The sequence below is a fragment of the Nonomuraea sp. NPDC050790 genome, assembly GCF_044456745.1.
Taxonomy (GTDB): domain Bacteria; phylum Actinomycetota; class Actinomycetes; order Streptosporangiales; family Streptosporangiaceae; genus Nonomuraea.
On sequence record NZ_JBITGF010000007.1, the window covers coordinates 206998 to 219271 of the forward strand.

Sequence of the window (12274 nt, forward strand, 5' to 3'; positions counted from 1 at the left end):
TCATCCCAACCGTCATAACCCATAGCCGCGCCGAGAAAGCACTGGCATGATCCATCACATGGATCACGCCCCCGAACCGCTCAACATGGACACGTGGCCGCGGCGACAGCACTTCCACCACTTCCGGCGCGTACCCTGCACATACTCGATGACCTTCGAAATCGACGTCACCGCGTTCGTCGCCGCGCTGCGCCAATCACCGCGCAAGTCGTACATCGCGCAGGTCTGGGCGCTCGCCACGATCGTCAACCGGCACGATGAGTTCAAGATGTGCCTCACCGAGGAGGGCGCCCCGGCAGTATGGCCCGTCGTGCACCCGGCCTTCACGGTCTTCAACCCCGAACTCGAGACTTTCGCGGGCGTGTTCGCTGAATACGACCCCGATTTCGGCGCGTTCCACGATGTCGCCGCCCCACTGCTCGCCAAGCACAGTCAGGCCACCGAATTCGTTCCGCAAGGGTTCCGGCCCCCCAACGCCTTCGACATCTCCAGCGTCCCGTGGGCGTCCTTCACCGCGTTCAACCTCAACATCGACGACGACTGGGACCACCTGTCGCCGATCTTCACGCTCGGTCGCTACATCGAGCGAGAGGGCCGTGTGCGACTTCCCGTCGCGGCGCAGGTACATCATGCCGTGGCAGACGGATTCCACGTGGCGCGCCTCATCAACGAGCTAGAGACCCTGGTTCAGGACACCAACTGGCTCTGAGCCAGTTCTCAACGGGGATCGCTTTTGGTCGGGGAGCTTCGACGGCCGTGATGCGGGCGGCGTACACCCGGTAGACCCTGCGCTCAGCCGGGCCGGCACTGTCGGCGGCGGCCGAGCTTCGCTCCAGCAGGGCGCGGACCGGGTGAAGGAGCTGGAGGCGGTGCTGGTTGAACCGTCGCGGCAGCGCGAGCTCGGCGAGGGCCTGCACGCGCGCGCCGTGGGGGAGTTGCCGTCGCAGGTCGGGGGCAGGTGACCGAGGTCGGCAAGGTGCCGGTGTCGTCGGGCTGCCACGCCGCGTCGGCCAACATTTCGTCGTAGGCGGGCTCGCGCCGGTCGACGACGGTGGTGTAGGTGGCGATGGTGCGTACGGGCTCGGCGGAGACGTTGACCGGCGCGATCTTGAAGCGCCGGCGTCCTCCCGACAGGGCGCCCGTGGGGGAGGTGCCGCTCAGGGACGGCGGTAGCACAAGGAGACGGCGCCGGTGGCGGGGATGGTGATGGCGTGGGACAGCTGCCAGGTCGACGTGAGGGCGTCGGGCAGCAGGCGTACTCCGCCGCCGAGGGTTGCCGGGACCATGGTCATGTGGAGTTCGTCGATCAGGTCGGCCTGGAGCAGTGCCTTGATGATGCTGGCGCTGTTGATGACGAGAATGTCGCGGCCCGGCGCGCTCTTGAGCGAACGTACCTCTTCTTCGAGGTCACGTGAGACGCGGGCGTTGGTCCATTGGGTCTTGTCCAGGTCGGCTTGCTGCAGGGTGGTGGAGATGACCACCTTCTCGACTGTGGCGAGCCAGTTGCCCAGGTCACGGGTGCGGGCCGAGCTGTTCGGGTCGCTGGTCAGGCCGGGCCAGACGGAGGTGAAGCCCTCCCAGTTGACGCGGCCGACGACGGCTGTGCTCACCCCGCGCCAGATCCCCTCGTACAACAGCTCGCTCTGCTCGCTGGAGATGTGCGCCATGGCCCAGCTCATGTCGTCCTCGGGGCCGATGCTGGTGTAGCCGTCCATCGAGACGACGGCGTCGGCGATGACCTTGCGCTGCTGTCCGGTGTTCTCAGGCATGGGGTTCCTTCTCATCCTTCAGGGGTGTCTGGCGAGTCTGTCGACGCTCTGGCTGAGGCCGATGTCGATCTCGTCGGCTTCCAGCAGTTGCCGGATGACGCTGCTGCCGGTCAGGACGATGATGTCGCCGCCTTCCTCGTTCCTGAGCTGTTTGACGACGGTGCCGGGTCAGTGGTGGCCAGGCGCGTGTTGTCCCAGTCCGGCTGCTTGCGGGTGCCGGTGAAGACGATCTTGTCCACGTCGGTGAGCCAGCGTGCGAAGGTGCGGTCATCGGGGTCGGCGTTGTCGTCGTCGGCGGGCCAATACCCGGCGTACCCCTCGTAGCTTTTGCGGCCGAGCAGGGCGGTGGTCGCCGGGCTGGTGACGGCGGCCGTGTGCGAGCGGGCGCCGCGGGTGAGGGCGTGCGGGACGGCCCAGCTTGCGTCGTATTCGCCGCCCGGGCCCGTGACGCGTCCGTCGAGGGACAGGGCGATGTCGGCGATGACGGTACGCGGCCGCCGGCTCTGTCCGGTGGTCATCATGGGCTCCTTCCGTGTCCGGCGGGTGGTGTCCCGGTCGTTCGTTGCTGGTGTGACCAGGTTGTCGTGCCGGGTGGCATGCTGTCGTCGTCAGACTTGGTGAGATCGAGTCCGGGCTTGGGGGGAGATGGGGATGGTCGGGTCGGCTGCCGGCCTGGTTCTGGTCGGTCGCCACAGGCACAGTGCCGCGATCTTGGCGGCGTATGAGCGGACTCGCGCGCACCGTCTGCGGTGAGGCGGGGATCGGCAAGTCCCGGCTGGTGGCCGCCGTAACGCAGGATCTGCCCGGCGAGCCGCTCCGATCCGCATGTGACAACCGCCACTTCGAGTTGACTCCCACGCCGGTGTGAGAGTCCGGCCTATTGGCATGACAGAAGCAGGGCACCAGCAGGTCTAGCCGCCGGACCTGATTCACCAGCCCCGCCACGCTCACGGCCACCGAACTCATCGACGCCGGCGTCTCCATCGAAGCCGTCCGCCGCTGTCTAGACCACGCCTCCAGCCAACCAGCAGGAGATAGTTGCGAGGATTTTCGATCTGACGGATGAGACGGTCCCAGCGGTAGCCGGCAGCCTGCGCGACAGCTTGGTGACCACAGGGCGAAAGCCTTTTTGAACTCGGCCTCCCGGTCGAGGGCGCTCCTTCAGCGGAAGGTCTCGCGGTGGCCGCGTGCCCACTGCTGGAAGCTGCGCGGTGGTGTCCCGGTGAGATCCGTGACGGTCGAGGTGACCAGGGTCGAGGACAAGCGGTTCTCGGCCGCCGACAGCAGCGCGTCCACGAGGGCGGGCGAACGGCCGTCGGCCAGCATTTGCGCCCGCGCGTCCTGGACGGGGACTTCTTGGAAGCGGAGCTCGCCGCACCGATCGCCTGGATCTGTTCGGGGCGGCTGATCGTCTGGGGCCCGGTCAGCCGGTAGGTCGCGCTCAGGTGACTGTCGTCGGTGAGCGTGCGGACGGCGACGGCCGCGATGTCACGCGAATCGATGACCGCCGTCGCCGCGGGTCAGCGGGCCATGCACCACTCCGGTGGTCCGGATCTGCTCGGCCCAGCCCAGGATGTTGCTGGCGATGGTGTCCACCCGCGAGATGGTCCCCAGCACAGCGGGCGCGGCTTTGGTGGTGAGGAACGGCCACACCAGGAAGACCGTCTTGATCCCGGTCAGTGTCTCGGCCAGTCCTTCTGGGGCGTCGAGGCTTCCGGTCGCGACGCTGATGCCGTGGGGCACTCGGGTGGCCGCGGCCTCGCTCGGACGCACCAGGGCGCGGACATCGGCCGTGCCCGTCGCGTGGAGTTGGGAGAGACACTGAATAGTCTGTGACGGTGGAAACCGGCATGGCGGACGAGCTTGACCGACGGCTGATCCACGCGCTCCAGCTCGACGCGCGCGCTCCGTTCAGCCGCATCGCTGAGGTTCTGGGCGCCTCTGACCAGACGGTCGCGCGTCGCTACCGGCGGTTGCGTTCGGCCGATCTGCTGCGGGTCGTGGCGGTGCCGCCCGCCAACCTCTACGGGCACGGACGCTGGATGCTGCGGCTGCGCTGCGTCCCCGGAGCGGCCAACGCGATCGCCTCCGCGCCGGCCCGCCGTCCCGACACGGCGTGGGTGCAATTCTTTTGGAACGTCTGCCCCGCCATGGACGTGTGGTGGACATCACCGCCTACTCGCTGCTGCACACCTTGTATGGCTCACCCGGACGCGTTCGGCTGCTCAACGCCCTCACTCCGGAGGAGGCAGGCCGACTCGGCCCGGGACCCGACGCGGTGACGGGCTCCGACCTGCCGCACTGCGACGCCGGGGACCTACGCCTGTTCAACGCCCTCGCCCGCGACGGCCGTACGGGACTGGCCCGATCTTGCGGCCGCCACCGGCTGGTCGCAGTCGACGGTGCGGCGGATGGACGAGCTTCGGAGCAGCGGCGCGCTCCACTTCTACGCCGAGTTCGATCTCTGTTACCTCGGCTACCGCGCGGGCACGCGGCTGTGGGCCTCGGCCCCGCCCGCCGAGCTGGCCGCCGCCGGGCGGTGCACTGGCACTGGTTCTGTACGGTCTCCGGGATCGCATCACTAATGGTGAGCGCCTTGGAGTCGAGTTCTACCCCGGGTTCGGGCCACGATCTACCGCTTCGGCCCCGGGCCGATACCCCCTCAGGCAGGGGTCGGTGATCGTCTTCGCGTGGCGGCCCTTGCCGCTCGCTGTCCCTGCCTGCCTTGGCAATCGCCGTCGCGGGGTCAGAGGTACCCGTTGAATTTCCGCCATTGCCACCGCGACGCGGAGCACCTGTCTCTGGGCCGCAGCGGCCAGGAGCAGGTCGATCGTGGCAAGCTCGGCGTCACGACGGTGGAGTAGACGGCCGTCACCCTCCTTCTCCGCTCGGTGCACGCGCGTTTACGGCTCGGCCGCTCAGGGGGTCGTTGGCGGGTAGTCCCGTATCGGGAAGGAGTCGAACAGTCGTACTCCCTGGGAACCGAGACCGGCCAGCCATCGGGTGAGGCCGCTGGGCAGGCTGGTGGCCAGTTGCGTGCCGTTCACCAGCAGCGTCAGACCCAGCCGGTGCGAGGGCAGCAGTGTTTTGGCCATGCCGCTCGCGAATGCGCGGCTGCGCCGTACGAATTCCTCCAGCTCTGCCTGGTAGGCGGCGAACGCCCGGGTGTGATCGCCGCCGGCTGCGGCCAGTTGCCCGGCGAGGACGTACGCCGACACCACGGCAAGGCTCGTGCTGGCGCCGATCGCCGGGCCGGGTGACAGCCCGGCGTCGCCGACCAGCGCCACCCGGCCGCGTGACCACTTCTCCAGCCGGATCTGAGTGATGGAGTCGAAGTAGAAGGACGGGGTCCGGTCCAGTTCGGCGAGCCAGCGCGGAACGTGGCCGTCGAGGCCCGCGAAGTGTTCGCGGAGCAGGGTCTTCTGCCGGGCGAAGTCGCGATGGTGGTAGTCCAGGGGGCGCTCGGTGCGGAACAGGAACAGCACACGGGCGTCGTCCAGATGGGCGGCGGTGTAGGCCATGGCGGTACGGCCGACGTCGAAGTGGGCGATCATGTCGCCGTCGCGGGCCAGGTCGCGGGGCACCGAGATGACCGCCAGGTAGGCGCCGACCCAGTGAGTGAACTCGGACTCGGGCCCGAAGGCCAGGCGGCGGACGTTGGAGTGCAGCCCGTCGGCGCCGATCACCAGGTCGAACCGGCGGGGCTCGCCTTGCTCGAAGGTGACCTCGCCGTCCTCGGAGATCGAGGTGATGGAGTCGGCGAAGACGTACTCCGTCGTGTCGCGGGTGGCGTCGTAGAAGATCTCGCTGAGGTCGTCACGCATGATCTCGACGTGCCGGTCGGAGACGGCCGTGAAGATCTTCGTATTGTCGATCAAAGCGGGCCGCCTGACGCGGGGGCGGTAGGCGAGCGTGCGCTCAGTAGCGGTGGAACGCTTCTGAATCGCCGGGAGCACACCCATGCGTTCGGCGATGTCCAGGGCTGGACGCCAGAGATCGACTGAGTGTCCTCCGGTCTTTCGCGGTTGCGGCGCACGTTCCACCACGGTCACCTCGTAGCCGTACCGGGTCAGCCAGTAAGCCAGCGCGGGACCGGCGATGCTCGCGCCGGAGATCAGGACTCGCATGGTTCCTCCTTGATAAGTGACAGTAAACCCTCCGTTTCACGCATCTTATACGGAAGCTCTACTTACACATATACTGGACCTGTGAACCCTGACCGCAAGCTCCGCGCCGACGCCCAACTGAACCGCGAGCAGATCATCGCGGTGGCCCACGCCCTCATCGCCGAACATGGCGCCGATGTGCCGATGGAGGAGGTGGCCCGTCGCGCCGGGGTGAGCACCGGCACCCTGTACCGCCGCTTCCCCAATCGGCACGAACTGATCCGCGGGGTCGCGCTGAACAGCTTCCACCAAGTGATCGCCATCGCCAGAACGGCCGAGGACGAGGAACCCGACGCCTGGACGGCGCTGACGCGATTCGTCCGTGAAGCCGGCGGTGACCTGCGCCTGGCGGCGGGCCTGGCCATGCGCTTCGCCGGCACCTGGGCCACCCTCCGCGACGACCCGGAGAACCTCCGGCTACGCGCCCTCCTACTGAAGATCCTCGACCGGCTGATCCGCCGCGCCCAGACCGACGGCACGGTGCGCAACGACGTCAGCGCCGCCGACCTGTCGATGATGATGGCCCTGCTCCTGCGGCCGATGCCCGGCCCGCAACCCGACCTCACCCCAACCGGTGCCGGCCGATACCTCGCCCTCATGCTCGAAGGCCTGCGCGCCCACCCCGCAACCGGCCCCCTGCCCGCCCCGGAGATCACCCTCGCCGATCTCAGGTGAACCTCCCCGGCCCATGCCTCCGGTCGGTCCTGGGGCCGCCTGGGCTCATCAGTGCCTGTTTCTTCAAGGTGGTAGGCCGTGGCAGCGCGTAAGAATCGCGTTGTGGGTCGGCGAGCCGATGTCCGTGTGTGCGAGGGTTGTGGGACCCGAGTCGGCGGTGACAACGCGGTCGGAGCGCGAGTACATTCGCGACCGCACCGGGGCAGGCCACGAATCGGCGCGGGCCCGGGGCAAGGCCAGCAGCGCAGAGTGGATGGCTCAGCGCACCGTCGAGCGGATCGGCAAGAAGGTGCGGGCGATCTCCCGCGGCGATGACTTCACCGGAATCATCACCAGCGGTTCGCTGGCGACCGGCCGATGGATCGTCGCCGTCGCCGATGGCACCAGCCGTAAGTGTCCCGGCTCCGTCCCCCAACAGATCGCACCCGGTGGTTCTACACGCGAGCTTTGGTATCGGTAGCGTGTGATTCTTGGCACCGGTCTGTAGCCGGGCGGTGACGGTTCAGCGAGTTTTGGTACCGATCTCATCGACTGGGAGCTCGTTGAAGCGCACCACCGAGTGGACAGGACCTACCTCGCGTGCCTGCCCCTCATCGAGTTGATCAACGATGACACTGCATCCGGCCCAGGAGCTCCCGCATTCCAGAACCATGTCCCTGACCGCACTGGCCTGGTTGCCGGTCTCGATCCAGTCGTCGACCAGCACCAGCCGGTCGGTCGGCCCCAGCGAGGACCGCTGAACACGGAGCAGGTGCTCCAGGCGCCGGTAATCCGGCGCGGTGTGGCGTTCGACCTTGACACCGGGGAACAAACCGCTGCCCTTGCGGATCGGCACGAATCCGACTCCCAGCTCAACCGCAACCGCGCCGCCCAGGAGGAACCCTCGCGATTCGATGCCACACACCGCCGTGACCTGCGCCCCTCTAAACGGCTCCGCCAACTTGGCGATGACGGCCGCGAAAGCTCTGGAATCACGGAAGATCGACCATACGTCGGCATGGCCGTCAATCCACGTGAAGTGCTCAAGGACCAGGTCACGCGCAGCGCTCGTCATAGGCGAGAGTCTGCCGATCCACACCAAGCGTGATCAAGTGAGTATCTGCGGGCCTGCAACAGGAACACACTGCCCATAAACGTCATCCTCAGTGGCGAAGGCTCTGGCGGCTGGAGAACTGGTACCAAAACTCGCTGGCCAAACGACACCTCAAGATCGAGAACTGGTCCCAAAACTCACGCGAAACCCGGTACCAAGATTTGTTCGTCAAACCACACTCGGCCTGGCCCGCCGTCCCGACAACGCCTTCACGCGCTACGGCGTCGATCACCGCGGCGCTCATCGACGCCAGGCAGGTCGGCGGAACCAGTGAGGCGGAGATCGGCGAGGCGGTGCGGGGCGTCAAGGTGGACGCGGCCATGCCAGACGAGGGCCCCTGGGACCTGAGCGGCGAGCTTCTCCCCGGGTGGGCCTGCATGGGTAGGCGTGGCCGGCTGGGATCCCAGCGCCAGGCACCCCGACTCCGGGTAACCCGGCACGGGACAGTGCATTGGTTTTGTACGGTTCCCGTGAGAGCGCGTCGCCGAAGCGTTCCCTGTCGGCCCGCGGCAACTCGAGGAGCAGCTCGCGGCCGGGGGAGATGTGGAAGGGGATCGGTTTCGTGTTCACCCAGGCCGATGGGGGCGGCTGCACTCGCAGCATGTGTCCGACCAGTTCTTGTGGCTGGCCTACCTGGCGGGATTGCCTCCGATCCGGCTGCATGAACTGCGGCATGGCGCGGCGTCGTTGATGCTGGCCGCTGGTGTGGAGATGAAGGTGGTCCAGGAGACGCTGGGGCATACCTCCAGCGCGTTCACCGCTGACTACACCTCGGTCTTCCCTCAGGTGGTGATGGCGGCGGCGGAGAAGACCGCTGGGCGACGCGGAAACCGCTGAGTGGTGTGCCGGACGGTATGATGATCATGATGTGTACGGGGTTGGTACGGGCGAGCACCGATCGCCTGAAACTATGTTCCCTATGCATGTGGCGAGACGTGTTTCCGCAGGTCAATGCCATGACCGAAGCGCGCCCTGCAGGATTCGAACCTGCGACCGTCGGATTAGAAGCAAGATCGTCTAGTGTTTGCCCGTGTCCGTCGTGATTCTTTGTCCCGGTCCATGGTGATTGCGGTGTCAGGTCGTGATGGGTCCTTCCGCTGGGCGCCGGCACGGACGAGCACGGCGACCTATCCGTAGGGGTCGCGGGGGTCGGACGATGTCGGCAGGCTGATCCGGGTGGTCGTCCAGATGGCAAGAACTCGCTGGCGGCATTGTCAGCGGATTGTGAGAATGCTTTGTTGATGTGGTGCTCCGCTGTGAAGCCCTGGAGCCTGTCTCAAAGATCACAGCCAGAGCAGGGGTGAGGCAATCGTGACGGTGGCGGTGTAGGAGGTGGCGGTCTTGCCGTAGCGGGTGGCCAGGCCGCGGGACTGCTTGAGTTGGTTGAAGCAGCGTTCGACGACGTTGCGCGGCTTGTAGAGCACGGGGTCGAAGCTGGGTAGTCGTCCGCCGTTGCGGCCTCGGCGTGTGCGGCCGGCGATCTGGTCGGCTCGCTCGGGGATGGTGTGGGTGATGCCGCCGGCGTAGATGGGTGCGGATTTCGCGAGAGCTGTAGCCATTATCGGCGATCACGTGATCAGGCCGGGTGCGGACGCGTCCCGGCCCTATGCGCGGCACCTGGATGGCGGCCAGGAGGTGCTGCAGACGGGTGCAGTCGTGGACGTTGCCGCCGGTGAGCAGGAAGGCGAGCGGGCGTTCGCGGCCGTCGCAGGCCAGATGGATCTTGCTGGTAAGTCCGCCGCGGGATCGTCCGAGGGCGTGATCCGCCCTCTCGCCGCCCGGCCGGTGCCCCCTTGTCGAAGCGCGGCCGCGTGCTGATGGGCGCGCACGACGGTGGAATCCACCGCCACCAGCCAGTCGATGTCCCCGGCTGCATCCGCCCGCGCCTGGGCGGCGCGCAGCATGGCGGCGAAGGTGCCATCGGATCGCCCACCCTCGGAACCGGGTGAAGAGCGAGTGCCGCGCCCCATACCGTTCGGGGATGTCCCGCCAGGCCAGCCCGGTGCGGACGACCCATCCGGCCCGGCGGCAGTGACTCCTTGGCCGCGTCCCATTCCAGGTCGGTCAGCTCATGACGACGAATCACCCGATCATGATCCCCCGACACGACCTAGATCACATTGAAGACAGGCTTTCGCTTCACGGCGGATCGGCACGCGTACGAGCAGCCATCGAGCAGTCCCCGGCCGACGGCGTTCGTGCCGTGAAAGGGACAGCGGTGGGGCGGCTGGTTTGCCAGCGTCTCCGCAGCGACGTCTCGGGTGGGATGCCCGCCGCACCTGGAAGTGCAACTCTTCTGGGCTGCTGTTAGTGGCCATCGCCCGGCAGTCCTTGGGAGTCGCCCACTGCGCAGCCCGATGATCCTCCTCGGCAGGTCCAACGCCGTGCGCCAGAACTGCAGGAGGTAGCCCGTCGACCCATGCCATTTCCTCTGATCAAGCGGCAGAGGAACCACCAGATCCGCTCCACTCAACTCGGGGCCGGCGAGTCTCACGAAACAAAAATCGTCAAACAGTACTCCGTGTCATCTGTGGTTGTCTCCGTTTCTCGCTATCTAACCTGACGGATATTGACGGCATCCTCATAGTGCAGGAGCCTCAATGGACCGGGCAGTGGCAGCCCGACAGGCGAGGGACGGCTGCTCACCGGTCATGAGGTTCGCCAACCGCACGGAGAACCGGCCATGACGGTGTACGTGGCAATTCTGAAAGGGCGCCAACCCTATTTCCAGGCACTGGCTGAAGCGAGCGATCACGTTAAACGCACCATGCGGCCCCTCATTGAAGTGTTCCCTCATCGGGGGGACACAGAAGTCAAGCCTCTCATCACGCGCCTGGCCGGGCAGATTAAAGCGCACACGTTGGATGACGTCGACATGTGCTTCGACACCCGGCCGCTGGCATCGCACTTCGGCCCATCAGGGAGGAGCGAAGCCCTGAGGCGCCTCACAGACGAGCTGGGCGTACACGCTTTTCGTCCGGTCGTCCACCTTGGTGACACGGGGGACGACCTCGAAGAACTACGCGAAGTCATCGCCGACCAGCAGATGGGGCTCTGCCTGCGAATTCCTCTCTCGTCTGCCCACAACCTCGACTATCCTCGCGATTTGTTCGACCTGCTCGGGTTGGTCGGTGAATCATTCGAACGGACCGACGTGATTCTCGACTGCGGCTATTGCGAGGCGCCGGCAGAGACCTATCGTCAACTTACGCAGCCAATGCGGTTCCTGCTCGACTATGACTGGCATTCCCTCACGATTGCTGCTGGATCGTTCCCGTCTCCGAAAGGCTTCAAGCCCCCGCCGGAACCGCGCATTACTCGGCTGCCAAGGGCGGAGCCGGAACTCTGGTGCAAGGTGAGCGCCGCATGGGACACCGTCGGCTATGGCGACTACGGCATCGAACATGCGTCAGCTCCGCCCGCAGATGGAGAGCAGCCTGCTCCTAATCTGCGCTATGCCGATGGCCGACAGTGGTGCCTGTACTACTGGCCGAAGGATTCCCACGGCAGGCACAGCAGTTTCTATCCGCTCTGCCGGGCCTTGATGAGGTCCCCCGAGTGGCCGCCTGCCGGCCCTGCGTTCTCGTGGGGTGACGAACAAATCGCCGCAGCCGCTCAGGAGGAACGCGGCCCGGGTGGCGGCGCTCAGTGGAAGGCGTTCGCTTTGTCCCACTATCTGGCGCTCGTGGTGAGCACCTTGCAACAGGATGCCAGGGAAGAGGATGGCTACGCGTCGATGCCGTAGCGGGCATGGATCGCTTCCATCCAGCTCACAGCTTGGGCAGCCAGTTGAGTTACCTCAGCGTAGATACGCCGCTCCTGGGCGGCGCGCTCGGGCGCCGGCGCCGTCTCATATGCTTCCGCAGCAAGCTTGCCGAGCTGCGCCATCATGGCCACGACACGCCCCCGGCCCAACTCATAGAGGTCCGCTCCGGCTGGGTGGGCGCGAAGCCGCTCGCGCTCGTGCAGGACGTCGTCGAAGGCAGTGCTCAGCCTCAGCTGGGTGGCGTGGGCCTGCACCGCTTCGACGATGAACTCGGCGACCTGCCGCGGATACGCAGCATCAGCGATCTCGAAGTACAGGTCGTACTGTTCCTGGCGGCCTGCGGTCACGGCCCAAGCACCGCGATCATCCTTGTCGGGGTTCGACTGGCTGGGGACAACAGTCCACGAGGCCAGGTCGACGGTGCCGATCTGCTCCGGTGTGGGCATAGGTGCCTGCATCGCTGTCTTCCTCTGAGTTTGGATGTTGGAAGTTGGCGCGGTTGGGCGTCGAGGGTGGTGACCCATCGTGGAGGTACACACTGTCTGATCGCCATGGAAAGCCGGCGGTTGTGACGCACACGTAAGGCGGCCCGTGGTTGATCGCCATTCCGGCTGATCGACACTGGACAGTGTAGAGATCTTGTGTGGCCGGATCAGAGAACTTCCGTACCCTGCGGCTCGCTGCAGCGAGGATAAGGAGTCTCTCCACGACTGCCACGATTGACTCCAACGCGCAGCCGACGTGATGGGCGCAGGAGTATGTCGAGACGCAATTGAGGTTGTCCGGTGACGGTGGATATGATCCG

The 12274-nt window shown here is 66.4% G+C and carries 15 protein-coding genes; 7 read left to right on the forward strand and 8 right to left on the reverse strand.

Features of this window, described 5'->3' with window-relative positions:
- Positions 1–85: 85 nt before the first annotated feature.
- A complete protein-coding gene (locus ACIBEJ_RS33625) occupies positions 86–709 on the forward strand; it encodes a CatA-like O-acetyltransferase (RefSeq protein WP_397187435.1) in 624 nt (207 codons plus the stop codon).
- 448 nt (positions 710–1157) lie between these two features.
- Here the strand turns inward: ACIBEJ_RS33625 and ACIBEJ_RS33630 are convergent, their stop codons facing one another.
- Together ACIBEJ_RS33630 and ACIBEJ_RS33635 are read right to left on the reverse strand one after the other, a co-directional pair.
- The gene (locus ACIBEJ_RS33630; RefSeq protein ID WP_397186912.1) at positions 1158–1769 is read right to left on the reverse strand and encodes a dihydrofolate reductase family protein; all 612 of its coding nucleotides are present in this window, start codon (positions 1767–1769) and stop codon (positions 1158–1160) included.
- Between the two features lie 110 nt (positions 1770–1879).
- Positions 1880–2290: a dihydrofolate reductase family protein gene (locus ACIBEJ_RS33635; RefSeq protein WP_397186913.1), complete on the reverse strand. Its 411-nt coding sequence runs from the start codon at positions 2288–2290 to the stop codon at positions 1880–1882.
- A gap of 200 nt (positions 2291–2490) precedes the next feature.
- Between ACIBEJ_RS33635 and ACIBEJ_RS33640 the strand changes: the two genes are divergently transcribed.
- The gene (locus ACIBEJ_RS33640; protein WP_397186914.1) at positions 2491–2637 is read left to right on the forward strand and encodes a hypothetical protein; all 147 of its coding nucleotides are present in this window, start codon (positions 2491–2493) and stop codon (positions 2635–2637) included.
- A gap of 293 nt (positions 2638–2930) precedes the next feature.
- Here ACIBEJ_RS33640 and ACIBEJ_RS33645 read toward each other — a convergent pair whose 3' ends face one another.
- Both ACIBEJ_RS33645 and ACIBEJ_RS33650 read right to left on the reverse strand, forming a co-directional pair.
- The gene (locus tag ACIBEJ_RS33645; protein WP_397186915.1) at positions 2931–3095 is read right to left on the reverse strand and encodes a hypothetical protein; all 165 of its coding nucleotides are present in this window, start codon (positions 3093–3095) and stop codon (positions 2931–2933) included.
- Positions 3096–3257: 162 nt separating this feature from the next.
- A complete protein-coding gene (locus tag ACIBEJ_RS33650; RefSeq protein ID WP_397186916.1) occupies positions 3258–3542 on the reverse strand; it encodes a hypothetical protein in 285 nt (94 codons plus the stop codon).
- A gap of 65 nt (positions 3543–3607) precedes the next feature.
- On the opposite strand from ACIBEJ_RS33650, the gene ACIBEJ_RS33655 reads away from it, so the two are divergent.
- Positions 3608–4051 carry an AsnC family protein gene (locus tag ACIBEJ_RS33655; protein WP_397186917.1) on the forward strand — a complete coding sequence of 148 codons (444 nt, stop codon included), beginning with the start codon at positions 3608–3610 and terminating at the stop codon, positions 4049–4051.
- A 636-nt stretch (positions 4052–4687) separates the two neighbouring features.
- On the opposite strand, the gene ACIBEJ_RS33660 is transcribed toward ACIBEJ_RS33655, so the two are convergent.
- On the reverse strand, positions 4688–5896 hold the full coding sequence (locus ACIBEJ_RS33660; RefSeq protein WP_397186918.1) for an FAD-dependent monooxygenase: 1209 nt from the start codon (positions 5894–5896) through the stop codon (positions 4688–4690).
- Positions 5897–5977: 81 nt separating this feature from the next.
- Between ACIBEJ_RS33660 and ACIBEJ_RS33665 the strand changes: the two genes are divergently transcribed.
- Complete coding sequence (locus ACIBEJ_RS33665) at positions 5978–6610, forward strand: TetR/AcrR family transcriptional regulator (RefSeq protein WP_397186919.1); 633 nt, start codon at positions 5978–5980, stop codon at positions 6608–6610.
- A 253-nt stretch (positions 6611–6863) separates the two neighbouring features.
- Positions 6864–7070 (forward strand): hypothetical protein, encoded by a 207-nt coding sequence (locus tag ACIBEJ_RS33670; protein ID WP_397186920.1) that lies wholly within the window; start codon positions 6864–6866, stop codon positions 7068–7070.
- Positions 7071–7112: 42 nt separating this feature from the next.
- Here ACIBEJ_RS33670 and ACIBEJ_RS33675 read toward each other — a convergent pair whose 3' ends face one another.
- Positions 7113–7664: a phosphoribosyltransferase family protein gene (locus ACIBEJ_RS33675; RefSeq protein WP_397186921.1), complete on the reverse strand. Its 552-nt coding sequence runs from the start codon at positions 7662–7664 to the stop codon at positions 7113–7115.
- Between the two features lie 642 nt (positions 7665–8306).
- On the opposite strand from ACIBEJ_RS33675, the gene ACIBEJ_RS33680 reads away from it, so the two are divergent.
- Positions 8307–8540: a tyrosine-type recombinase/integrase gene (locus tag ACIBEJ_RS33680; RefSeq protein ID WP_397186922.1), complete on the forward strand. Its 234-nt coding sequence runs from the start codon at positions 8307–8309 to the stop codon at positions 8538–8540.
- Positions 8541–8777: 237 nt separating this feature from the next.
- Here ACIBEJ_RS33680 and ACIBEJ_RS33685 read toward each other — a convergent pair whose 3' ends face one another.
- Entirely contained in the window at positions 8778–9701 is a 924-nt protein-coding gene (locus ACIBEJ_RS33685) for a transposase (RefSeq protein WP_397187436.1), read from the reverse strand.
- Between the two features lie 685 nt (positions 9702–10386).
- On the opposite strand from ACIBEJ_RS33685, the gene ACIBEJ_RS33690 reads away from it, so the two are divergent.
- Positions 10387–11448, forward strand: coding sequence for a hypothetical protein (locus ACIBEJ_RS33690; RefSeq protein ID WP_397186923.1), 1062 nt, complete (start codon positions 10387–10389; stop codon positions 11446–11448).
- On the opposite strand, the gene ACIBEJ_RS33695 is transcribed toward ACIBEJ_RS33690, so the two are convergent.
- Positions 11430–11915, reverse strand: coding sequence for a hypothetical protein (locus ACIBEJ_RS33695; protein WP_397186924.1), 486 nt, complete (start codon positions 11913–11915; stop codon positions 11430–11432). The genes ACIBEJ_RS33690 and ACIBEJ_RS33695 overlap by 19 nt on opposite strands.
- Positions 11916–12274: the final 359 nt, after the last annotated feature.